The 21,912-nt window shown below is 62.9% G+C and carries 22 protein-coding genes; 18 read left to right on the top strand and 4 right to left on the bottom strand.

The features are described 5' to 3' along the window. The first annotated feature begins 177 nt into the window (after positions 1-177). On the top strand, positions 178-1,137 hold the full coding sequence (locus AC0L17_RS01890; RefSeq protein WP_473514540.1) for a DUF1402 family protein: 960 nt from the start codon (positions 178-180) through the stop codon (positions 1,135-1,137). 100 nt (positions 1,138-1,237) lie between these two features. Here the strand turns inward: AC0L17_RS01890 and AC0L17_RS01885 are convergent, their stop codons facing one another. The 3 genes from AC0L17_RS01885 to AC0L17_RS01875 are packed head-to-tail and all read right to left on the bottom strand — an operon-like array spanning position 1,238 to position 3,952. Further along, entirely contained in the window at positions 1,238-2,467 is a 1,230-nt protein-coding gene (locus AC0L17_RS01885) for an NAD(P)/FAD-dependent oxidoreductase (protein WP_473514539.1), read from the bottom strand. A 5-nt stretch (positions 2,468-2,472) separates the two neighbouring features. Next, the gene (locus AC0L17_RS01880; protein WP_128244598.1) at positions 2,473-2,787 is read right to left on the bottom strand and encodes a Rieske (2Fe-2S) protein; all 315 of its coding nucleotides are present in this window, start codon (positions 2,785-2,787) and stop codon (positions 2,473-2,475) included. Positions 2,788-2,842: 55 nt separating this feature from the next. Continuing rightward, on the bottom strand, positions 2,843-3,952 hold the full coding sequence (locus tag AC0L17_RS01875; RefSeq protein WP_473514538.1) for a fatty acid desaturase family protein: 1,110 nt from the start codon (positions 3,950-3,952) through the stop codon (positions 2,843-2,845). Positions 3,953-4,117: 165 nt separating this feature from the next. Between AC0L17_RS01875 and AC0L17_RS01870 the strand changes: the two genes are divergently transcribed. The 10 genes from AC0L17_RS01870 to AC0L17_RS01825 all read left to right on the top strand — a co-directional run bounded on the left by AC0L17_RS01870 (position 4,118) and on the right by AC0L17_RS01825 (position 12,716). Then, complete coding sequence (locus AC0L17_RS01870) at positions 4,118-5,149, top strand: LacI family DNA-binding transcriptional regulator (RefSeq protein ID WP_023796930.1); 1,032 nt, start codon at positions 4,118-4,120, stop codon at positions 5,147-5,149. Positions 5,150-5,520: 371 nt separating this feature from the next. Next, positions 5,521-6,462: a sugar ABC transporter substrate-binding protein gene (locus AC0L17_RS01865; RefSeq protein WP_077374705.1), complete on the top strand. Its 942-nt coding sequence runs from the start codon at positions 5,521-5,523 to the stop codon at positions 6,460-6,462. A gap of 263 nt (positions 6,463-6,725) precedes the next feature. After that, entirely contained in the window at positions 6,726-7,802 is a 1,077-nt protein-coding gene (locus tag AC0L17_RS01860; RefSeq protein ID WP_473514537.1) for an ABC transporter permease, read from the top strand. Positions 7,803-7,804: 2 nt separating this feature from the next. Then, positions 7,805-8,572: an ATP-binding cassette domain-containing protein gene (locus AC0L17_RS01855; RefSeq protein WP_128182594.1), complete on the top strand. Its 768-nt coding sequence runs from the start codon at positions 7,805-7,807 to the stop codon at positions 8,570-8,572. 129 nt (positions 8,573-8,701) lie between these two features. Then, positions 8,702-9,703, top strand: a complete 1,002-nt coding sequence (gene iolG / locus AC0L17_RS01850; protein ID WP_473514536.1) for an inositol 2-dehydrogenase — start codon at positions 8,702-8,704, stop codon at positions 9,701-9,703. 23 nt (positions 9,704-9,726) lie between these two features. After that, on the top strand, positions 9,727-10,521 hold the full coding sequence (locus AC0L17_RS01845) for an SDR family oxidoreductase (protein ID WP_473514535.1): 795 nt from the start codon (positions 9,727-9,729) through the stop codon (positions 10,519-10,521). Between the two features lie 119 nt (positions 10,522-10,640). Then, positions 10,641-10,907, top strand: a complete 267-nt coding sequence (locus AC0L17_RS01840; RefSeq protein ID WP_473514534.1) for a type II toxin-antitoxin system prevent-host-death family antitoxin — start codon at positions 10,641-10,643, stop codon at positions 10,905-10,907. Next, positions 10,904-11,326, top strand: a complete 423-nt coding sequence (locus tag AC0L17_RS01835) for a PIN domain-containing protein (RefSeq protein WP_473514533.1) — start codon at positions 10,904-10,906, stop codon at positions 11,324-11,326. The genes AC0L17_RS01840 and AC0L17_RS01835 overlap by 4 nt, the downstream gene beginning before the upstream one ends. 18 nt (positions 11,327-11,344) lie before the next feature. Further along, on the top strand, positions 11,345-11,536 hold the full coding sequence (locus AC0L17_RS01830) for a hypothetical protein (RefSeq protein WP_473514532.1): 192 nt from the start codon (positions 11,345-11,347) through the stop codon (positions 11,534-11,536). Between the two features lie 88 nt (positions 11,537-11,624). Continuing rightward, positions 11,625-12,716 carry a 3-deoxy-7-phosphoheptulonate synthase gene (locus tag AC0L17_RS01825; protein ID WP_473514531.1) on the top strand — a complete coding sequence of 364 codons (1,092 nt, stop codon included), beginning with the start codon at positions 11,625-11,627 and terminating at the stop codon, positions 12,714-12,716. A 215-nt stretch (positions 12,717-12,931) separates the two neighbouring features. On the opposite strand, the gene AC0L17_RS01820 is transcribed toward AC0L17_RS01825, so the two are convergent. Beyond that, entirely contained in the window at positions 12,932-14,041 is a 1,110-nt protein-coding gene (locus AC0L17_RS01820; RefSeq protein WP_473514530.1) for a Gfo/Idh/MocA family protein, read from the bottom strand. Between the two features lie 154 nt (positions 14,042-14,195). On the opposite strand from AC0L17_RS01820, the gene AC0L17_RS01815 reads away from it, so the two are divergent. The 7 genes from AC0L17_RS01815 to AC0L17_RS01785 all read left to right on the top strand — a co-directional run bounded on the left by AC0L17_RS01815 (position 14,196) and on the right by AC0L17_RS01785 (position 21,901). Further along, positions 14,196-15,041, top strand: coding sequence for a MurR/RpiR family transcriptional regulator (locus tag AC0L17_RS01815; RefSeq protein WP_473514608.1), 846 nt, complete (start codon positions 14,196-14,198; stop codon positions 15,039-15,041). A 130-nt stretch (positions 15,042-15,171) separates the two neighbouring features. Continuing rightward, positions 15,172-17,106 (top strand): bifunctional 5-dehydro-2-deoxygluconokinase/5-dehydro-2-deoxyphosphogluconate aldolase, encoded by a 1,935-nt coding sequence (locus AC0L17_RS01810; RefSeq protein ID WP_473514529.1) that lies wholly within the window; start codon positions 15,172-15,174, stop codon positions 17,104-17,106. A 35-nt stretch (positions 17,107-17,141) separates the two neighbouring features. Continuing rightward, a complete protein-coding gene (iolD, locus tag AC0L17_RS01805) occupies positions 17,142-18,992 on the top strand; it encodes a 3D-(3,5/4)-trihydroxycyclohexane-1,2-dione acylhydrolase (decyclizing) (protein WP_473514528.1) in 1,851 nt (616 codons plus the stop codon). 44 nt (positions 18,993-19,036) lie between these two features. Further along, a complete protein-coding gene (gene iolE / locus AC0L17_RS01800; RefSeq protein ID WP_473514527.1) occupies positions 19,037-19,954 on the top strand; it encodes a myo-inosose-2 dehydratase in 918 nt (305 codons plus the stop codon). Positions 19,955-20,002: 48 nt separating this feature from the next. After that, positions 20,003-20,221 (top strand): DUF3329 domain-containing protein, encoded by a 219-nt coding sequence (locus AC0L17_RS01795; protein ID WP_077374676.1) that lies wholly within the window; start codon positions 20,003-20,005, stop codon positions 20,219-20,221. Positions 20,222-20,227: 6 nt separating this feature from the next. Further along, the gene (iolB, locus tag AC0L17_RS01790; protein ID WP_473514526.1) at positions 20,228-21,040 is read left to right on the top strand and encodes a 5-deoxy-glucuronate isomerase; all 813 of its coding nucleotides are present in this window, start codon (positions 20,228-20,230) and stop codon (positions 21,038-21,040) included. A gap of 153 nt (positions 21,041-21,193) precedes the next feature. After that, a complete protein-coding gene (locus AC0L17_RS01785) occupies positions 21,194-21,901 on the top strand; it encodes a DUF1045 domain-containing protein (RefSeq protein ID WP_473514525.1) in 708 nt (235 codons plus the stop codon). Positions 21,902-21,912: the final 11 nt, after the last annotated feature.

Genomic DNA, 21,912 nt, shown 5'->3' with positions numbered 1-21,912 from the left:
AGCTTTTGTCTTGCCGGGCGACGGGGCTCTCGACTCCCGTTGCAGCTTTACCTAGTTTGCCGGCAACACCAGCGCCGCGCAGCTTTTTGGATGCGCAAAGGACGCTGTACAGTTGGTTCTGCGCATGACCCCCGAAAATCGGTTCCGAGGGTCATGCGTTGTTGCAGGCGGCGGCGCATGAAAAAAACGATCCTCGTCACTCTCGGGCTGACGCTGGCGACAGCCATGTTCGCCGCCGAAGCGGCGACGATGGTGCCGCCGGGCAACAGTCATGTCGAGCAGCCCAACATACCGGGCGCCTCAAGCCGGCGCACCCAGGCCACCAACACCACCTTCCAGTCGAAATACCGCAAGGTCTATGCGCTGCTGCAGCACGACGCCGGTCTTCGCGGCAAGATCGAGCAGGCAGCAGCGACCTATGGCATCGATCCCATGCATATCGTCGGCGCCATCGTCGGCGAGCACACCTACAATGTCGACGCCTACGACCGGCTGCAGACCTACTACGTCAAGGCGATCTCCTATCTGTCGAGCAAGCTGTCCTTCGCCTACGAAGGCGAGGACATCACCGATTTCGTGCAACGGCCGCAATTCCGGGAATGCGTCGGCAAATCGGATAGTTACGAGCTCTGGGAATGCCGCGAGCAGGTGTGGAACCTTTCCTTTCGCGGCAAGACCGTCGGCGGTGAGAGCTTCCCCGACGACCGCTTCGGCGCGACTTTCTTCCAGCCCTATTATGCCGGCCAGACCTTTGGCCTGGGCCAGCTCAATCCGCTGACCGCCTTGCAGATGAGCGATCTCGTGCACCAGGTGTCCGGCCTGCCGAAGCTCGACGTCGGCGATCCGAACGCGGTCTACAAGACCATCATGGATCCGGACCTGACCTTGGACTATGTCGCGGCGACGATCCGGAAATCGATCGATGCCTATCAGAGCATTGCCGGCTTCGACATATCGGGCAATCCCGGCATCACATCGACGCTCTACAATGTCGGCAATCCTGAGCAGCGCGCCCATGCGCTGAAGGCCGAAAACGACAGGCGCCGCGCCGCGGGCGAACCGGAGAAGCTGCCCGAGGAAAATTACTACGGCTGGCTGGTCAACGACAAACTGCCGGAGCTCAACGCGCTGTTTTAGTGGGTGTTGAGATCTGGACTTTGAGCTGAAACCGAAGTCGCCCCTTAGGCGTTTGCGCTGCCCCTCATCGCCTGCTTTCGACAATCGGCACGCACCGGGCTCACGCCGCCAGCAGCGACTTCAGCTTGATCGTTTGCGAACCGAGCGCCTCAGGCGCCGGCTTTGCCCTTTTCGCGATCAGCATCTCGGCCAGCCTGATGTCGCGGGCGACAGAATTGCCCGGACCGATGCCGCTCGCTGCGACCAGTCTGCCGTCCTGCGCCAGATGGAACAGGATGAAGGCGCCGTCGTCGAGGTCGCGGCGCACGACCTTGCTGCCCTCGTCCGACAGCCCAGATATCTGCAAGGTCAGGCCGTACTGATCCGACCAGAACCATGGCACAGCCGCGTGGGCCTCACCGGCGCCAAGCATGTTGCTGGCCGCAATCGCGCCCTGCTCCTGCGCGTTGCGCCAGGCCTCCAGCCGCACGCGCCGGCCGCCATAGACGGCAAGCGGAAACGAGCAGCAATCGCCGGCGGCAAAGATATCCGGATCGCTGGTGCGAAGCTCGGCATCGACGGCTATGCCGTTGTCGATCGTCAGGCCCGCTTCTGCGGCAAGTCCGGTCACCGGCACAGCGCCGATGCCGATCACCGCCAGGTCGGCGACGATGTCCTGCCCGCCGGCAAGCGCGATGCTCACCTCGGCGCCGTCATCGGCAATCGCGGCGATTGCGTCGCCGCACAGGATTTTGACGCCTTCGGCTTCATGCGCCTGGTGGACGATCTTGGCGATCTCGGCCGGCACGCCGCGCATCAGGATGCGCGGCTGCGCCTCGATGACGGTGACAACTGCGCCCAGTCTGCGTGCTGCGGCGGCGAGCTCAAGACCGATGAAGCCGCCGCCAATGATGGCGATGCGGTTTCCGGCGCGGAGATGGGCTCGAATTGCCAGCGCGTCGTTGAAGGTCCGGAGATAGGCACACCGCGGCCCGAGGCCCGGCATTGGCAGTCTGCGCGGCAGGGAACCGGTCGCCAGCAGCAATCTGTCGTATGGCAGCGCCGAGCCGTCCGACAGGCGCACGACATGCGCAGCGCGGTCGATCGCCACCGCCTGAACCGAATGGATGTGCCTTATCGATCTCTCGGCCAGGATTTTGTCGCTGGCGATCGCCTTGATCACCGGCGCATCGCCGGCCATCGCGTCCTTCGACAGCGGCGGCCGCTCATAGGGCAGATGCGGCTCGTCGCCGACCAGCGTCACCGGGCCATCATAGCCGAGATCGCGCAGCGCCAGGGCAGCCCGCCCGCCGCATTCGCCGGCGCCGATGATGAGCATTCCTTTCGCCATCACCGTCACCCGATCTGAATGAGGATTTTGCCGGCGTCGAGTTTGACCGGATAGGTCCTGAGATTGACGCAGACCGGCGCGCCCCTGGCTGCACCGGTCTTGTAGTTGAAGCGGCCATTGTGCTTCGGGCATTCGATGATGTCGTCCATCACCAACCCGTCGGCCAGATGCACCTTCTCATGCGTGCAAAGGCCGTCCGTCGCGAAATATTCGTCGTCGGGACTGCGATAGATGGCGAAGGTGCGGCCGCCATGGTCGAACCGCATCACGTCCTCTTCGTCGATGTCATCGGCACCACAGGCCTCGACCCAGTCGCTCATTGGTCCTCCCGGCATAATTTTGCTTGGTCAACGTGCCCCGGCACAGGCGCGCATATCATTCGGCTGCTGCCGCGACAGCGTCGTTATCGTTGTGGAATTCCTCGCGATAAGGCTTGGCAGTCGGCGGCAGTTCGCGCTTGAGGAAATAGTCTTCATTGCGCAGCTGGCGCAGGAAGGCAGGCACCATCTCGCGATAGCCGGCCAGGATCGATGGCGTCGGCGCCGGCAGGTCGTGCTTGATCAGCTCATGCAGCCTCGGCAGCGCGTGATAGGGCACCATCGGGAACATGTGGTGCTCGACGTGGTAGTTCATGTTCCAATAGATGAAGCGGCTGATCGGGTTCATGTGGACCGTGCGGCTGTTGAGGCGGTGGTCGATGACATTTTCGGCGAGGCCGCCGTGCTGCAGCAGGCCGGTCATGACATGATGCCAGGCGCCGTAAAGCCTGGGCAGACCGACCAGCATCAAGGGCAGGAACGAGCCGCCATAAAGCGCCAGCGCGATTGTCGCGGCATAGATCGCGGTCCAGATGCGGGCAATGCGGATCGCCTTTGGCTGCTCCTGCTCGGGAATGAAGGTCTTTTCCGCCGGGCTGATGATGCCGGCCGCATTGCGCACCATGTCGCTCATGGCATGCCAGGCATCGACAATGCCGAAGAAATTGAGCACGACGCGCAACAGGTCCGGCGGGCGCATCACCGCGATCTCCGGATCGCGGCCGACGATGACCGTGTCAGTGTGATGCCGTGTATGGCTCCAGCGCCAGGTCACCGGGTTGCGCATGATCATGAAGCAGGCGATCTGATAGACCGCATCATTCATCCACTGCGTCCTGAAGGCGGTGCCGTGGCCGCATTCGTGCCAGCGTGAATCGGTGGAAGAGCCGTAGAGCACGCCATAGACGAAGAAGAACGGCACGCACCACAATGTGCCCCAGAACCAGGCGCCGCCGGCGCCGCTCACGACCAGGGCGGAGAGCCAGATGATGGTGTCGCGGATCGCCGGCCCATCGGAGCGCTGCATCAGCTCCTTCATCTGCTTGCGGGGCACGTCGGTATGATACCATTCGGCCGCCGCCAGCCCGGTCTCGACGGCGCGTTTCGCGTCGCGGCCGAGCAGGCTGTAGTCTCGCCGGGACGGCATTACGGATAGTGTCGCTTCCATTGAGGCTGCCTCCGTCGGCATCCGTCGGAACGGGTGCCTCTGCCACAGGTGCTTATGCCCTAAAATAACGCCAAGCCGTGATAGGCTCAACATCATGAAGATAGTTTCTATCATTTACCATCAGAATGATGTATAGCCTATGCCAGGCAATCAGGCAGGAAGCGTATGGCAAAGCGGCCGACCATCACCGATCTGGCGCGTATTTCGGGGGTCAGCGTCGCCACCGTCGATCGGGTGCTGAACAATCGCCTGCCGGTGCGCGAGGAAACCGCGCGCCGCGTCTATGAGGCCGCCACCAGCATCGGCTACCACGCCGCCGGGCTGATCAAGCAGCGGATGCGCCAGGAACTGCCGGAATACCGGCTCGGCTTTCTGCTGCTGAGGGGCAATGATGTTTTCTACAGCGATTTCGCCCGCGAGATCGAACTGGCTGTTTCGCAATCGCAGCGCTTCCGCGGCGTCGCAACCATCGATTTCGCCAGTTCGCTGGCCCCCGACGAGATCGCCGCGCAGATGCGCAAGCTGGCGGCGAAATCCAGGGCAGTCGCCCTTGTCGGTCCGGACCATCCGACGCTGACGGCAGCCGTCGAGACCCTGAAGGCGAGGGGGCAACCCGTCTTCTCCCTGCTATCCGACTTTGCAGCCGGCATCCGCGAGGGCTATGTCGGCCTCGACAACCGCAAGGTCGGTCGTACCGCCGCCTGGATGATCGCCAGAGCGGCGAGGAAGCCCGGCAAGGTCGCCCTTTTCGTCGGCAGCCATCGCTTCCATGGCCATGAGCTGCGCGAGATCGGCTTCAGATCGTTTTTCCGCGAGCATGCGCCGGAATTCACAGTGATGGAGACGCTGGTCAACCTGGAAGCCAACCAGGTGACCCATGATGCAATGATCGATCTTCTGGCGCGGTACCCGGATCTGGCCGGCTGCTATGTCGCTGGCGGCGGCATGGAAGGCGCGGTTTCCGCGCTACGGGCGGCCAGGCCGGCAAACATGCCAGTGGTCGTCTGCAACGAGATCAACGCCGAATCGCGCGCGGCGCTCGCCGACAACATCCTGACCATGGTGATTTCGACGCCGCTGGCAGCACTATGCCGCGAACTTGTCGGGCTGATGGTGCATGCCATCGAGGCAGGCGCCGCCAATGCGCCGGGCCAGACCTTCCTGCCCTTCGACATCTATCTGCCGGAAAACATCTAGGCTCGGGCAGAACATCTGGGCTCAGCCAAGGCATCCTGTTTAGATCGGGGCGTCGGCAGTGATGTGAACCATCAGCCTGATGGATTCTTGCAGAAGGTTTGCCGGCCCTCAGCCGCGTTGTCCGAAAAAACCGGCAGCCGCTTTCGGAATCTCCTTGACGCCCGCCAGTAGAATGGAATAAATATTTCACCAAATAGGTATTTTGGTTCTTTCGTTCCGGAACATCTGTTTCAACGGAGGGCTTGGCGTTTCCAGCCAACGCGGAAATCGCCATCGGAAACGGAGAAGCAATCGGGAGAGATTCCCTGGGAGATCGGGGATTCCGGGTAGATCGGTGCAGCCGGACACCAATTCTGTGGAGGAGAAATAGAATGAAAAAGCTGCTGTTGGGCGCCGCATTCCTGGCGCTGATGAGCTCGTCCGCCCTCGCTGCCAAAATCGGCGTGTCGATGGCGCTGTTCGACGACAATTTTCTCACCGTGCTGCGCAACGGCATGATTGAGCAGGCCAAAGGCATGGAAGGCGTCGAACTGCAGGTCGAGGACGCGCAGAACGACGTCGCCAAGCAACTCGACCAGATCAAGAACTTCGTCGCCTCGGGCGTCGACGCGATTGTCGTCAATCCAGTCGACACCTCGGCCACCCAGGCAATGTCGGATGCCGCCGCTGCGGCCAACGTTCCGCTCGTCTATGTCAACCGCGAGCCGGTCAATGTCGACACGCTGCCGGACAACCAGGCTTTCGTTGCTTCGAACGAGGTTGAGTCAGGCACTCTCGAGACCCAGGAAGTCTGCCGCCTGTTCAAGGAAGCCGGCAAGACCGAGGCCAATGTCTACGTGATCATGGGCGAACTGTCGAACCAGGCCGCGGTGCAGCGCACCAAGGACATTGACGATGTGATCGCCACTCCCGAATGCAGCTTCATCAAGATCATCGACAAGCAGACGTCGAACTGGAAACGCGAGGAAGCACAGAACCTGATGACCAACTGGCTGTCGACCGGCGCGCCGTTCGATGGCGTGATCGCCAACAATGACGAGAGCGCCATCGGCGCCATCCAGGCCATGAAGGCTGCCAACATCGACATGAAGTCGGTTGTCGTCGGCGGTGTGGACGCCACCCAGGACGCGCTTGCCGCGATGCAGGCGGGCGATCTCGACGTCACCGTGTTCCAGGACGCGGCCGGCCAAGGCGCCGGGGCGCTGGACGCGGCGCTCAAGCTTTCCAAGGGCGAGGCGGTTGAGCAGAAGGTCTACATCCCCTTCCAGCTGGTCACGCCGGCAAACATCGACAAGTTCCTGCAGAAGAACTGAGGCAGAGGAGCGTTCTCGATAGGAGCGGCGCGGCAGAGCATCGGACCGGTTTTTGCAAATCCGACGTTTTAAGAACAAAAAAGGCAGCGCCGCTCCCTCTTTTCCCTCATCGCCGAAACAAGCGGCGGGAGGGCGACTGCGATTAGAGCGACGTGCGTCCGTTTGGACGCACAAAAGTACGCTCTAAAACTTTGGGACTACGCATCGTGCTTTCCGAAAATCGATCCCGATTTTCGGGCCGATGCGGTTGGAGGAAGCAAGAGTTGACACAGACAACCCATGGCGTCGGCGGACTGAGCTATGATGCGAAAAAGCGGACATGGCCTGCCGAATTCAACGTTTTCCTGGCGCTCATCATCCTGGTCGGCGCCTTCGAGCTGATAGGCCGCGTCTTTCTTGGCGACAGCTTTCTGTTCAACACCCGCCCCAATGTCGATACGATCTTCAACGAGGCGCGCCTGCAGATCATCATCCTGCAGGTGTCGATCGTCGGCATCATCGCCATCGGCGTGACGCAGGTGATCATTTCCGGCGGCATCGACCTTTCCTCTGGTTCGATCGTCGGCGCCACGGCGATGATCGCCATGAGTTTCGCCCAGGTGGCGACGGTCAACGGCAACCCTAATCCCAAGGCGGTGTTCCTCGCGCAAGGCTGGACCGACCTGCCGGTGATCGTCCCGGTGCTGGTCGCGATCGGCTGCGGCCTGCTGGCGGGCCTGGTCAACGGCTCGTTGATCGCTTACACGCGCATTCCGCCGTTCATCGCCACGCTCGGCATGATGGTGACGGCGCGCGGCATCGCCAAATGGTGGTCCAAGGGGCAGCCGATCTCGTTTCCCACCGAGAGTTTCGCCGCGATCGGCAAGGGGCTGATGCCGGTCATCATCTTCATATCGCTGGCAATTCTGTTCCAGCTGATCCTGTCATACACCAGGTACGGCAAGCACTGTTATGCCATCGGCTCCAACGAGGACGCCGCGCGCATGTCCGGTATAAATGTCAAGAACCACAAGATCCTCGTCTTCGTCATTGCCGGTATCCTCGCCGCGCTGGCCGCCGTGGTGCTGAGCTCCAAGAACCTCACTGCTCAGGCCGGCATGGGCGTGATGTACGAACTGGACGCGATCGCCATGGCGGTCATCGGCGGCGTCTCGCTGTCGGGCGGCCGCGGCTCGATCATCGGCACGGTGATCGGTGCGCTGATCTTCGGCGTCATCATCTCCGGCTTCACCTTCCTGCGCCTCGACGCCTACTACCAGGAGATGGTCAAGGGCGTGATCATCATCGGCGCAGTCGTTCTCGATCAGTGGCGCCAGCGCCTGCGGGCAATGAGGGCTTGACCATGTCAGACATCGTCCTGAAGACCGAAAACCTGACCAAATACTATGGCGGCGTGCATGCGCTCGAAAGCGCGAATTTCGAACTGCGCAAGGGCGAGCATGTCGCCATCATGGGTGACAATGGCGCCGGCAAATCGACCTTCGTGCGCCAGATCACCGCCGTCGAGCAGCGCACCAGCGGCAAGATCTGGTTCGACGGCAAGGAAGTCAACTTCGCCGGCCCGATCGCGGCGCGCGAGGCGGGCATCGAGACGGTGTTCCAGAACCTGGCGCTTGCCGACGATCTCGACGTGCCGTCGAACCTGTTTCTCGGCCGCGAAAAGGTGCTGTTCAATCTCGGGCCTTTCTCGATCCTCGATCGCAAGTTCATGCGCAAGGCGACAGAGGCAGCGCTGATCCGCACGGCGGTGAAGATTCCCAATCTTTCCAACACCATCCGCCACATGTCAGGCGGCCAGCGCCAGTGCGTGGCAATCGCCAGAACCGCGACTTTCGCATCCAAGCTCATCATCATGGATGAGCCGACGGCAGCACTTGGTGTGCAGGAGACGATGCAGGTAGAAAACATCATCCGCACACTGAAGGCCAATGGCGAGCCGCTGATCCTGATCAGCCACAACATGCGCCAGGTGTTCGACCTCGTCGACCGCATCGTCGTGTTCAGGCGCGGCCGCATCGTCGCCAACCTGCGCAAGCAGGACACCGACGGCAACGACATCGTCTCATACATCACCGGCGCCAAGACCGGAGAGGCGGAACTTGCGGCTTAGGGCGGATGCCGGCGCGGCGGGTCATCGGCCCGTCGCCGATCAGCCGAAATAAGAAAATCTACTGCGCCTAGCCCTGAACGGTGCAGTAAAGACGCACTTCCATTTCGAACCATCCCAAAGGAAATTTCCATGTCTCTCCGCTTCGCTCTTCTCGGCGCCGGCCGCATCGGCAAGGTCCACGCCCGCGCCGTGGGTTCCAATCCGCAGGCCAGGCTGGTCGCAGTTGCCGATGCATTCGAGAAGGCGGCGACCGATCTGGCGTCGGCCTATGGCGCGGAAGTGCGCAGCATCGACGCCATCGAAAAAGCCGGGGATATCGATGCGGTCATCATCTGCACGCCGACCGACACCCATGCCGATCTGATCGAGCGGTTCGCCAAGGCCGGCAAGGCGATCTTCTGCGAGAAGCCGATCGACCTTGACGCCGGCCGAGTGGAAGAATGCCTGGCCGTGGTCGACAAGGCCGGCGCCACTTTGATGGTCGGCTTCAACCGCCGCTTCGATCCGCATTTCGCCGCCGTGCGCAAGGCGATCGACGACGGCGCCATCGGCACGGTCGAGATGGTGACCATCACGTCGCGCGATCCCGGCCCGCCGCCGCTCGACTATATCGGCCGCTCGGGCGGCATCTTCCGCGACATGACCATCCATGATTTCGATATGGCGCGCTTCCTGCTCGGCGAGGAGCCGGTGGCGGTCAGCGCCCATGCCTCGGTGCTGGTCGACAAGAAGATCGGCGAGGCCGGCGACTTCGACAGCGTCAGCGTCATCCTCGAAACCGCCTCCGGCAAGCAGTGCATCATCTCCAATTCGCGACGCGCCACTTATGGCTACGACCAGCGCATCGAGGTGCATGGCTCGAAAGGCATGGTGGCGGCCGAGAACCAGCGGCCGGTGTCGATCGAACTGGCCAATGAAAAGGGCTATACGCGCCCGCCGCTGCACGACTTCTTCATGACCCGCTACCTCGACGCCTATGCCAACGAGATCGCCGCCTTCATCGCGGCGGCGACGTCAGGCAACAAGGCGGCGCCAAGCGGTGCGGACGGGCTGGTTGCGCTGCGGCTGGCGGACGCGGCGCTGAAATCGGCGAGGGAAGGCAAGACCGTCCGCCTCGACAAGACAGTCTGACCATCAAGCACAGGAGCAAGGCGATGAACGGTTCCGCCGGTCGCAATTCACAAACACGCGCCATCGTCACCGGCGGCGCGCAAGGCATCGGCTTCGCCGTCGCCGAGGCGCTGGCCGACGAGGGCTGCCGCGCGCTGGCGCTGGTCGGCCGTTCCAGGGAGAAGGGCGACAAGGCGGTCGCCGCACTTGCGAAAGACGGCGTCGAGGCCATCTTCATCAGCGCCGACGTCTCGGTGGTGGCCGATTGCAAGCGGGTCGTGGAAACCGCGATCGCTCATTTCGGCACCGTCAATGCGCTGGTCAACGCCGCCGCCACCTCGGCCCGCGGCTCACTGGTCGAGACCTCCGAGGATCTTTTTGACCAGACCTTCCAGACCAATGTGCGCGGCCCCTTCTTCCTGATGCAGGGTGTGGTGGCGCATCTGCTCGACCGCAAGGCGCCTGGCTCGATCGTCAACGTGGTTTCGATGTCGGCGCATTGCGGCCAGTCGTTCCTGGCGCCCTACTCGTCGAGCAAGGGCGCACTGGCGACGCTGACCAAGAATGTCGCCAATGCCTATCGCAGCAATCGCATCCGCTGCAACGCCGTGCTGCCCGGCTGGATGGATACCGAGGGCGAGGCGATCGTGCAGAAGAAATGGCACGACGCGCCGGACGACTGGCTGGAAAAGGCCGAGGCAGCGCAGCCGATGGGCCAGTTGGTGAAGCCGGCGCAGCTTGCCCGGCTGATCAGCTATATGATCAGCCCGCAGTCCGGCGTCATGACCGGCTCGCTGGTCGACTACGACCAAACCATTGCAGGGTCTTCGCCGGAATGATCGGTTCCACCAAACTCACCAAGGCACCCGGGCTCTGAAAACCGCTCTCCTTCCCTGTTGCCGCCGTATCGCCATTCCCATATATAGTCAAGTTGGTCAAAGTGGTCACGGAGGTCGAAATGCTGTCTGAGCCCAAAGAGGATAGCAATTGGACCGTCGCTGGGGCAAAAGCCCGGCTCTCGGAGGTTATCGAGCGTGCGCAGTCTTCGCCGCAGACGATCACCAGAAACGGCAAACCAAGCGTGGTTGTGGTCTCGATCGAGGAATGGCAGCGAAAGACCGTACGCAAGGGTACGCTTGCGGAGTTCCTGCTGGAGTCGCCGCTGCGCGGCACCGATCTCAACCTTGAGCGTCAGCGCGACGAACCGCGTGATCTGCCGCTGTGAGGCTACTGCTCGATACGAATGTCCTGTCAGAGGTGACAAGGCCGGCGCCGAACGCACGCGTTCTGGACTGGCTGGACGGACTTGATGAGGACCGCTCATTCATCAGCGTCGTGTCGATCGCCGAGATCCGACGCGGCGTCGCCCTCATGGATGAGGGCCGGAAACGCGAGGCATTGGCCCAATGGCTCGCCCAAGACCTGCCGCAGCGTTTCGAACAGCGGGTTCTTCCTGTGGACGAACCGGTTGCCTTGGCCTGGGGAGACCTGATGGGCCTTGCGAAGCGCCGCGGTCGCGGTCTGTCGTCGATGGACGGCCTGATTGCAGCCACCGCGATCGCGCAGGAGCTCACCTTGGCAACGCGCAATACGAATGATTTCGAAGGCTTTGAAATCGCACTCTTCAATCCCTGGACTGCATGAACCGCTTGGCGCAGCATGTTGGGCCTCAAGCGACCCGAGGCAAGGAGGGGTGCGCTTCAGGACGGAGAAGACCTGTTCCCCAATCTCGCCTGGATGCGTGACAAGCGCCCCGGCTTCGGCTATAGGGCTGGAATGATCCACCTGACCGCCTCGTTCTGGTACTTTAGCTATGGCAGCTCGCTGGCGGCGGGAGGATTGCGCTCGATCTGAAGATTGCAGCAACAACATCCGAACAGCCGCCAGACCTGGCGGCTTTTTTGTTTCAGCCGGCAGGTCTCCCAACCAGGAGCAGAAAGCCGTGTTGACCACCACAGATGATCTTCGGGTCAAGGAAATCCGAGAGCTGAGTACGCCGGACGACGTGATGCGGGAGATACCGCGCACGCTGACGGCGACGCGCACCGTTGTCGCGTCACGCAACGCTATCCACGCCGTGCTGACCGGCGCCGACGATCGGCTGGTCGTCGTCGTCGGCCCCTGTTCGATCCACGACCCGGTCGCTGCCGTCGACTATGCCAGCCGGCTGGCGGCGCTGCGCGAGAGCCTGTCGGACCGGCTGGAAATCGTGATGCGCGTGTATTTCGAGAAGCCGCGCACGACGGTTGGCTGGAAGGGCCTGATCAACGATCCCGACCTGGACGGCAGCTTCGACATCGACAAGGGCCTGCGGATGGCCCGCAACGTGCTCTCTGCGGTCAACAATCTTGGCCTTCCGGCGGCGACCGAATTCCTCGACATGGCCACCCCGCAATACATTGCCGACCTCGTCGCCTGGGGCGCGATCGGCGCGCGCACGACAGAGAGCCAAATCCATCGCGAACTCGCATCCGGCCTGTCCTGCCCGGTCGGCTTCAAGAACGGCACCGACGGCAATTTGCGGATCGCCGCCGAGGCGGTGAAGTCCGCCGCCCAGCCGCACCATTTCATGGCGGTGACGAAGGGCGGGCGCAGCGCCATCGCGACGACCACCGGCAACGAGGACTGCCACGTCATCCTGCGCGGCGGCATCATGCCGAATTATGACGCAACGAGCATAGCTGCCGCCCGCGCGGAACTCGGCCGGATCGGCGTAGCACCACGGCTGATGATCGACGTCAGCCACGCCAACAGCAACAAGAAGCCGGAGAACCAGCCGACGGTGGCGGCCGACGTCGCGGGCCAGGTCGCGGCAGGCGACGAACGCATCATCGGCGTCATGATCGAGAGCAACCTCGTCGCCGGACGGCAGGAGGTCATGCCCGGCAAGCCGCTCGTCTATGGCCAGAGCATCACCGACGGCTGCATCGACTGGACAACCACCGAGACGGTGCTGCACGGCCTTGCCGACGCCGTCGAGCGGCGCCGATCAGCGCGACGCGCCCTGATGGAGAGCCGGCCGGGCGCCGCTTGAGCACTTCCCTTCTCCCCTTGTGGGAGAAGGTGGATCGGCGCGCAGCGCCGAGCCGGATGAGGGGTGCTGGAAGGAACGATGCGCTAAAATATTGAATGATATTAAGTGCTTAAAACTTCAAAGCAGCGATCCGGCCAACACCCCTCATCCGACCGAGCTTCGCTCGGCCACCTTCTCCCACAAGGGGAGAAGGGAGAACCAACGTCGGCGAACCACTACCTCACATCCATCCAGCGCTGTTCCTCGAACGAGCGCGCCATGGCATGCACCGTGCGCTCGATCTCAAGGCCTTCGTCGAAATCGATGATCCGCGCCGGCTTGCCGGCCAGCCGCGTCAAAAGCTCGCGGCATTCGATGATCTTGAGGTCGTTGAAACCGAGACCGTGGCCGGGTGCCGGCAGGAAGGCGTCGTAGGGCTTGTGGTGCGGCGCAACCAGGATGGTGCGATAGCCTTGCTCGGTCGGGCGGTCGGCTGTCAGGTAAAGCTGGAACTCGTTCATCTGCTCCTGGTCGTACAGGATCGAGCCCTTCGAGCCGAAGATCTGAATGGCGATCCGGCCCTTGCGGCCCCAGGCCGAACGGTTGACCAGCAGTGTGCCGGCAATGCCGTTTGCGAGATGCATCAGCACGCTGGCGATGTCGTAGGTCTCGACCGCCCGGCGCCCGCCTGATGCGACGCGGCGATCGGCATAGGGTTTTGCCATGTCGCACATGACGCGGGCGACGCGGCCGAACAGCACCGAGACCAGCGACAACGGATGCACGGCGAAATCGTCGAGCGCGCCGTAACCGGACGCGGCCTCGTGCTTCCAGAAGAACAGCGCCTCCGGGTCGGCCATGAAATCCTCGTCCATCTCGATGCGCAGATGGTTGACTTCACCGAGGATCTTCTCGTCGAGCAGCGCACCGATATGGCGGATCGCCGGATTCTGGATGTAGTTGTAGCCGAGCGCGGCCACCTTGCCGGATTTTTTGGCCGCCGCCGCCATGGCTTGCGCCTCGGCAAAGCTCGGCGCCATCGGTTTTTCGCACCACAGATGCTTGCCGGCTTCGAGGATGGCGATGGCCATCTCCGGGTGGAACTGGTTCGGCGTGGTCAGCGAGACGATATCGACGTCCGGGTCATCGACGACGGCGCGCCAGTCGCCGGAGCCCTTGGCGAAGCCGAACTCGGTCGCCCGGCGCTTGGCAAGGTCGTCATCGACCTCGCCGAGATGGACCAGCCTAGGCTTGGCCACATCCGGAAAGACGGTGCCGACCGCGTTCCAGGCGATGGCGTGGCACTTGCCCATGAACCCCGTGCCGATAAGACCGACTCCGACCATTTCCTTGTCTCCGCTGCCAGAAAGGTTGTGTGGATGAATTAGTCCATTTTTTCCAGAAATGGAACGCATGGCTCATTTTTTATGGCCTTCTTGCACAGGCTCGCTATGATGGGGCATCACACGGCATCGACTGATGGACCTGGGCGAAGCGACGATGGACGAACGGGTGCCCCGCGATTTCGAGACGCTGCGTACGACGATCCTGGAACGGCGCCAGAGCCTGCCCAAGCGCATCGCGCAGATCGCCGCCTATGCGCTCGACAATCCCGACGATATTGCCTTCGGCACCGCCGCCAGCATCGCCGCCTCCGCCGGCGTCCAGCCTTCGACCTTGATCCGCTTCGCCCAGCAGCTCGGCTTCGACGGCTTCACCAGCCTGCAACTGGTGTTTCGTGAGCGCCTGCGCGAGCGCAATTCGTCTTATGATGAAAGGCTGGCGGCATTGCGCGCCAAGGCCGAGGAAGGCGCCGGTCACCGGGCGATTTTCGACGGCTTCGTCGCCGCGGCGAGCACCTCGCTCAACGATATTTCAGGCAGGTTGAACGAAGACCATTTCGAAGCTGCCATCGCCTTGCTGGCGAAGGCGGAGACGATTTATGTGCTGGCCAAGCGCCGCTCCTATCCGGTCGCCTCCTACATCGCCTATGCGCTGGGCAAGCTCAAGATCCGCAACCAGCTGATCGAATCAGCCGCCGGCCTCAACGCCGAGATGATCAGCTTTGCCTCGCCCAGGGATGCCGTCATCGCCATCAGTTTCTCGCCTTATGCCCCGGCGACCATTGAGGAGGCGCGCGTCATCTCGGAGCAAGGCGTTCCGATCGTAGCGATCACCGACAGTTCCTTTTCCCCGCTCGCCCAGTTTGCCAGAGTCTGGTTCGAGGTCGCCGAGGCCGATTTCGCCGGCTTCCGCTCGCTGTCGGCGACGATGGCGCTGGCCATGGCGCTGACCGTTGCGGTCGGCGAAAAGCGGCGCGACTCCGGCGGGAAGCGCAAGGCCTGACGGGCTACTTTTCGGCAAAGGAACGCTCGTTCCATATTGACTATCGATTGGAATTATTATTTCATATTGCCGGCGCCACGCTGCCGCTCGCGCGTGTTACCCAAGACAACAAGGCTGATGGGAGGTTCGAATGAGCGAAGCCGTGGACGCGAAACATGCGCCGCTCGACGTCATCACCATCGGCCGCGCCTCGGTCGATCTTTATGGCCAGCAGATCGGCTCGCGCCTGGAGGACATCACCTCCTTTGCCAAGTCGGTCGGCGGCTGTCCGGCCAACATTTCGGTCGGCACGGCGAGGCTCGGCCTGCGCTCGGCGCTGCTCACCCGCGTCGGCGACGAGCAGATGGGCCGCTTCATCCGCGAGCAGTTGACGCGCGAAGGGGTTTCGGTTGACGGCCTCAGGACCGATCCGGACCGGCTGACCGCGCTGGTGCTGCTGTCGGTCGAGGACGAGGGCGTGTCGCCGATGATCTTCTATCGCACCGACTGCGCCGACATGGCGCTTTCGGAAGACGACATCGATGAGACGTTCATCGCTTCGGCACGCGCCATCGTCGTCACCGGCACGCATTTTTCGCGGCCCAACAGCGACGCCGCGCAGCGCAAGGCGATCCGTGCCATCAAGGCCACGGGCGGCAAAGTGGTGTTCGACATCGACTACCGCCCTAATCTGTGGGGCCTAGCCGGCCATGCCGAAGGCTTCGAGCGCTATGTGAAATCCGACCGGGTCTCCGCCCAGCTGAAGACAGTGCTGCCCGACTGCGACCTGATCGTCGGCACCGAAGAAGAGATCATGATCGCCTCCGGTGCCGATGATTGCCTGAGCGCGTTGAAGACGATCCGCTCGCTGTCCAAGGCCACGATCGTCTTGAAGCGCGGCGCCATGGGCTGCATCGTCTATGACGGGCCGATCAGCGACGACCTCGAGGACGGGATCGTTGGCAAGGGTTTTCCGATCGAGGTCTACAATGTGCTCGGCGCCGGCGATGCCTTCATGTCGGGTTTTTTGCGCGGCTGGCTCGGCGGCGAAAGCTTGGAGACGGCAGCGACCTGGGCCAACGCCTGCGGCGCCTTCGCCGTGTCGCGGCTGCTCTGTGCACCGGAATACCCGACCTTCGAGGAATTGCAGTTCTTCCTGAAGAACGGCAGCAGGCACCTGGCGCTGCGCAAGGACGAGGCGATCAACCATATCCATTGGGCGACGACGCGCCGACGCGACATTCCCTCGCTGATGGCGCTGGCCTGCGATCACCGCATCCAGCTTGACGACGTCGCCGCGAAGGCAGGCGCCGACCCGTCGCGCATCCATGATTTCAAGGTGCTGACGGTCAAGGCGGCGGCAAAGGTTGCCGCCGGCCGCGCCGGCTACGGCATGCTGCTCGACGAAAAATACGGCCGCGAGGCGATGTTCGAATTCGCCCGCCATCCTTTCGCCTGGCTCGGCCGGCCAGTCGAAATGCCCGGATCGCGGCCGCTTCGTTTCGAATTCTCGCAGGATATCGGCTCGCAACTGATCGAGTGGCCGGTCGACCATTGCATCAAGTGCCTGTGCTTCTACCACCCCGACGACCCGGAGGCGCTGAAGACCGAGCAGCAGCAGAAGCTCAAAAGCCTGTTCGGGGCCGCGCGGAAAGTAGGCAGAGAACTTCTCATCGAAATCATCGCCGGCAAGCACGGCGAGCTCGACGACACGACGATCCCGCGGGCGCTGGAGGAACTCTATTCGCTTGATATCAAGCCCGACTGGTGGAAGCTTGAACCGCAGGCCTCAGCCGGGGCCTGGGCGAAGATCGAAGCGGTGATCCTGAAGAACGATCCGTGGTGCCGCGGGGTTGTGCTGCTCGGCCTCGAAGCGCCGCAGGACGAGCTGGAAGCGGCCTTTGCCGCCACCGCCAAGGCGCCCATCGTCAAGGGCTTCGCCGTCGGTCGCACCATCTTCATCAACGCGGCCGAACAATGGCTTGCCGGCAAGATGACGGACGAGGAGGCGGTGGCCGACATGGCGTCGCGCTTCGAGGGGCTGACCGAGGCATGGCTTGCCGCGCGCGGCCGCAAAGCAGCATAAGAAGGCGCGGCACAAGGACTGCGGAGGAAAACAACATGACCAAGACAATCCGCCTGACGATGGCGCAGGCGCTGACCCGCTTTCTCGGCTGCCAGATGACCGAGATCGACGGCAGGAAAATGCCGATCTTCGGCGGCGTCTGGGCGATCTTCGGCCACGGCAATGTCGCCGGCATCGGCGAGGCGCTTTATCAGGTGCGCGACGAATTGCCGACTTTTCGCGCCCACAACGAACAGGCCATGGCGCATGCGGCGATCGCCTATGCCAAGGCCAATTTCCGCCGCCGGTTCATGGCGGCGACCAGTTCGATCGGCCCCGGCGCGCTCAACATGGTGACGGCGGCGGCACTTGCGCATGTAAACCGGTTGCCCGTCCTGTTTCTCCCCGGCGACGTCTTCGCCAATCGTATCCCCGATCCCGTCCTGCAGCAGGCAGAGGATTTTTCCGACGGAACGGCGACGGTCAATGACTGCTTCCGGCCGGTGTCGCGCTATTTCGACCGCATCACCCGGCCCGAGCAGATCATCCCGGCGCTCAACCGTGCGATGCAGGTGCTGACCGATCCGGCCGAATGCGGACCGGTGACCTTGGCGCTCTGCCAGGACGTGCAGGCCGAGGCCTTTGATTACCCCGAGAGCTTCTTTGCCGAACGGGTCTGGCATCAGCGCCGGCCGCGTCCGGACCGTGGGGAATTGGCGGCCGCCGTGGCGGCGCTGAAGGCGGCAACAAAGCCCTTGGTGATTGCCGGCGGCGGCGTGCTCTATTCGCAGGCTTCCGGCGAACTGGCGCAGCTGGCGCAAGGCGCCGGCATCCCGGTCTGCGAGACGCAGGGCGGCAAATCCTCGCTGCCGGACGATCATCCGCTCAACATGGCGGCGGTCGGCGTCACCGGCACTTTGGCGGCCAACCGGCTGGCTGAAGAAGCCGATGTCGTGCTCGCCGTCGGCACCAGGCTGCAGGATTTCACCACCGGCTCGTGGGCGCTGTTCAAGAATTCCGGCAAGACCATCATCGGGCTGAACGTCCAGCCTTTCGACGCGGGCAAGCACCAGGCGCTGCCGCTGGTCGCCGATGCGGCGGAAGGGCTGGCCGAACTCGGCGCGGCGCTGAACGGCTGGCAGGCGCCGGCAGCCTGGACCGATAATGCGGCCGGGGGGAAGAAAGAATGGCAGGCCGAAGCCGGCAAGGTGACGGCCTCGACCAATGCCGCCTACCCGTCGGATGCGCAGGTGATCGGCGCCGTGCAGCGTGCCATGGGCTCCGACGTGATATTGCTTCATGCCGCCGGCGGCCTGCCCGGCGAATTGCACAAGCTCTGGCAGGCGGGCGCGCCCGGCTCCTACCACGCCGAATACGGCTTCTCGACCATGGGCTACGAGATCGCTGGCGGGCTCGGCGTCAAGATGGCGAAGCCCGACGAAGAGGTCGTCGTCATGATCGGCGACGGCTCCTATCTGATGCTCAATTCCGAGATCGCAACCTCGGTCATGCTCGGCCTCAAGCTGACCATCGTGCTGCTCGACAACAGGGGCTACGGCTGCATCAACCGGCTGCAGATGGCAACCGGCGGCGCCAACTTCAACAATCTGCTGAAGGACGCCCGCCACGAGATTATGCCCGACATCGACTTCGCCGCGCATGCGGCAAGCCTCGGCGCCATCGCCGAGAAAGTTTCGTCGATCGCCGGGTTGGAAACGGCGCTGACAAAAGCAAAAGACAATAGCAAGACGACGGTACTGGTCATCGACACCGACCCACTGGTGTCGACCGATGTCGGCGGCCATTGGTGGGACGTCGCCGTGCCGGAAGTTTCTTCGCGGCCGCAGGTCAACGCCGCACGCAAAGCCTATGAAGAAAAGCGGCGGATGCAGAGTGTTGGTGATTGATGTCGGCGAATGAAAATTGAACGAACTGACATTGGAGTGCCGACTTGAAAGCCAAACTGGGCATGTCCCCCATTGCATGGTGGAACGACGATCTTGCGGAACTCAGCGATGACGTGTCGCTGGAGGAATGCTTGGCGCAGTCGCGCTCGGCGGGCTTCACCGGCATGGAAATGGGCCGCCGTTTTCCCAGTGATCCGAAAATCATGCTGCCGATCCTGAAGAAGGCCGACGTGACGCTCTGCGGCGGCTGGTTCTCCGGTACTCTGGTCGACGAAGACATGGCCAGGAACAAGAATCGCATCCAGCCGATGATCGATCTGTTCAAGGCGGTGGACGCGCCCTGCATCGTCTATGGCGAGGTCGGCCGCTCCATCCAGGGTGACCGCTCAAAGCCGCTCGCCACCAAGCCGAGGCTTTCGGAGGACGAGATGAAAGCCTATGCGAGGCGTCTCACGCAGTTCGGCGAATGGTGCGCCGAGCAGGGCATGCCGCTCTCCTACCACCATCATATGGCAGCGGTCGTCGAGACCGAGCCGGAGCTCGACGCCTTCATGCGCCATTCGGGAGAAGGCATTCCATTGCTGCTCGACGCCGGCCATCTGGCCTTTGCCGGCGGTGACGTGCTGCGCGCCATCGACAACCATCACCGGCGCATCAATCATGTCCATGTCAAGGACGTTCGCATGGAGGTGATCGAAAAGCTCGATCGCCAGAAGCAATCCTTCCTCGATGCCGTGGCGCTTGGCGCCTTCACGGTGCCGGGCGACGGGTCGCTGGATTTTGGTGCCATCGTGGAAAGGCTGGCGAACTACGGCTATGAAGGCTGGTTCGTGGTCGAGGCCGAGCAGGATCCCAAGAAGAATCCGCCGCTCAAGATGGCGCAAGTCGGCTACAAGGAATTGATGCGGGTGATGACGGACGCCGGCTACACGGTTGAAACGCAGGGCTTCCCCAATGCTTGAGCGAGTCTATTCCCGGCAACGGGGTGATCCGATGCGGGAGCTGATCCGATGAAGGACTCTGAACATCCGTTCTTCCGGCCGCTGTGGCGGCGCGTTGCCATCGTCGCCGTCTGCCTGGGCTGGGCCGTGGTCGAGTTTGCCACCGGCGCGCCGTTCTGGGGCACGATCGCGCTCGGCTTCGCCGGCTATGCCGTCTGGCAGTTCTTCTATCTCTACAAGCCGGCCGACGGCGGCAAGGATTCGGCCGACACCGAACCAAAGGAATGAGCCCGGATGTCGAAACTGCTCGTTAAAGCCGATAGGGGCCATGGCCGCGTCGCCCATGTGACGCCGCAAAACGCCGGCTGGACCTATGTCGGTTTCGATCTGCATCGATTGCGGCCCGGCGAGACCGTCTCCGGACAAACCGCGAGCCGTGAAGTCTGCCTGGTGTTCGTCACCGGCAAGGGCAAGGCCAAGGCCGGCGGCAAGGATCTCGGCCTGCTCGGCGAACGCATGTCGCCCTTCGAAGGCAAGCCGTGGTCGGTCTATGTGCCGCAGGGCTCTGACTGGTCGGTGACCGCCGACACCCGTCTCGAACTCGCGGTCTGCTCGGCGCCGGGGCTTGGCGGTGGCCTGCCGGTCCGCGTCATTGCGCCAAAAGATCTCGGCCAGGAGGTTCGCGGCAAGGGCACCAACACGCGCTATGTCACCAACATCCTGCCGGAAGGCAAGCCGGCCGATTCATTGCTGGTGGTCGAGGTCATCACGCCCGGCGGCCACACGTCGAGCTATCCGCCGCACAAGCATGACCAGGATAATCTGCCGGCCGAGTCCTATCTCGAGGAGACCTATTACCACCGCCTCAATCCGCCGCAGGGCTTTGCCTTCCAGCGCGTCTACACCGATGCCGACCGGAACGGCGCTCGTTCGATCGACGAGGCGATGGCGATCGAGGACGGCGACGTTGTGCTGGTGCCCAAGGGCTATCACCCTTGCGCCGCCTGCCATGGCTACGACCTCTACTACCTCAACGTCATGGCCGGGCCGAAGCGGACGTGGAAATTCCACAACGCGCCCGAGCACGAATGGCTGATGAAGGCCTGAGGCGCTGCCCGTCCGGGTCGGCAACTGGCCCAAGGCGAAAAAAATCGTCGGCTAATGACCCGCGGGAACAAGTTTGTTATCAGGAGCGACCATCAGCTTCGTCATTTCGTCATGCAAATCGCCTATGGCAGCGGGAGTTGACGAGGACTTTCGATGCGCTACGCTATCTATTTCACCCCCCGGCAGGACGAACCGCTGGCGCGGATCGCCGCCAATTGGCTCGGCCGTGACCCGTTCGGCGCTGCCACGAGACCGGTCGAGGCCGTGGGCGAACTGTCGGCGGCGGAAGTCGCCTTCCATACCGCTTCGGCGCGCCGCTATGGCTTTCATGCGACGCTGAAGGCGCCCTTCCGGCTGGCTTCGAACGAAACGGAAGCCGCGCTTCGCGCGGCACTGGACGATTTCGCCGAAACGACGCCGGTGGTGACGATCCCACGGCTGGTCGTCAGCCAGATCGACGGCTTCTTCGCGCTGGTGCCGGAAGGTCCGCTGCCGGCGCTCAACCGCTTCGCCGACGACGTCGTGCGCGACTTCGACCGTTTTCGCGCACCGCTGAGCGAGGCTGAGATCGAACGGCGCAGCCCTGACTCGCTGAAGCCGGCTGAATTCCGCAATCTCTGCCAGTGGGGTTACCCCTATGTCTTCGAGACCTTCCGTTTTCATATGACGCTGTCCGGCCGCGCCTCGTCACAGGAAAGCCCTCGTCTTCGCGCAGCAATCGACAGCCTGTTTGCGGGAGTCCTGCAACCGCCGGTGCCGGTGGACGCGCTGACCCTGTTTGTCGAAACCGAACCTGGCGCGCCGTTCATGGTGCTTTCCCATCATGCGCTCGGGCGGCGCCCGGTGAGAAAAACTGCCTGAAAACTACTTGT

It is taken from the genome of Mesorhizobium sp. WSM4829 (assembly GCF_055811475.1).
The sequence above is the reverse complement of the archived record's forward strand: the minus strand, read 5'-3'. Positions and strand labels throughout refer to the sequence as shown.

Excerpts from the sequence above, each read along its gene's own strand:
- AC0L17_RS01890 (WP_473514540.1), top strand. The coding sequence starts at position 178 with ATGAAAAAAACGATCCTCGTCACTCTCGGGCTGACGCTGGCGACAGCC.
- AC0L17_RS01885 (WP_473514539.1), bottom strand. The coding sequence starts at position 2,467 with ATGGCGAAAGGAATGCTCATCATCGGCGCCGGCGAATGCGGCGGGCGG.
- AC0L17_RS01880 (WP_128244598.1), bottom strand. The coding sequence starts at position 2,787 with ATGAGCGACTGGGTCGAGGCCTGTGGTGCCGATGACATCGACGAAGAG.
- AC0L17_RS01875 (WP_473514538.1), bottom strand. The coding sequence starts at position 3,952 with ATGGAAGCGACACTATCCGTAATGCCGTCCCGGCGAGACTACAGCCTG.
- AC0L17_RS01870 (WP_023796930.1), top strand. The coding sequence starts at position 4,118 with ATGGCAAAGCGGCCGACCATCACCGATCTGGCGCGTATTTCGGGGGTC.
- AC0L17_RS01865 (WP_077374705.1), top strand. The coding sequence starts at position 5,521 with ATGAAAAAGCTGCTGTTGGGCGCCGCATTCCTGGCGCTGATGAGCTCG.
- AC0L17_RS01855 (WP_128182594.1), top strand. The coding sequence starts at position 7,805 with ATGTCAGACATCGTCCTGAAGACCGAAAACCTGACCAAATACTATGGC.
- iolG (WP_473514536.1), top strand. The coding sequence starts at position 8,702 with ATGTCTCTCCGCTTCGCTCTTCTCGGCGCCGGCCGCATCGGCAAGGTC.
- AC0L17_RS01845 (WP_473514535.1), top strand. The coding sequence starts at position 9,727 with ATGAACGGTTCCGCCGGTCGCAATTCACAAACACGCGCCATCGTCACC.
- AC0L17_RS01840 (WP_473514534.1), top strand. The coding sequence starts at position 10,641 with ATGCTGTCTGAGCCCAAAGAGGATAGCAATTGGACCGTCGCTGGGGCA.
- AC0L17_RS01820 (WP_473514530.1), bottom strand. The coding sequence starts at position 14,041 with ATGGTCGGAGTCGGTCTTATCGGCACGGGGTTCATGGGCAAGTGCCAC.
- AC0L17_RS01815 (WP_473514608.1), top strand. The coding sequence starts at position 14,196 with ATGGACGAACGGGTGCCCCGCGATTTCGAGACGCTGCGTACGACGATC.
- AC0L17_RS01810 (WP_473514529.1), top strand. The coding sequence starts at position 15,172 with ATGAGCGAAGCCGTGGACGCGAAACATGCGCCGCTCGACGTCATCACC.
- iolD (WP_473514528.1), top strand. The coding sequence starts at position 17,142 with ATGACCAAGACAATCCGCCTGACGATGGCGCAGGCGCTGACCCGCTTT.
- AC0L17_RS01795 (WP_077374676.1), top strand. The coding sequence starts at position 20,003 with ATGAAGGACTCTGAACATCCGTTCTTCCGGCCGCTGTGGCGGCGCGTT.
- iolB (WP_473514526.1), top strand. The coding sequence starts at position 20,228 with ATGTCGAAACTGCTCGTTAAAGCCGATAGGGGCCATGGCCGCGTCGCC.
- AC0L17_RS01785 (WP_473514525.1), top strand. The coding sequence starts at position 21,194 with ATGCGCTACGCTATCTATTTCACCCCCCGGCAGGACGAACCGCTGGCG.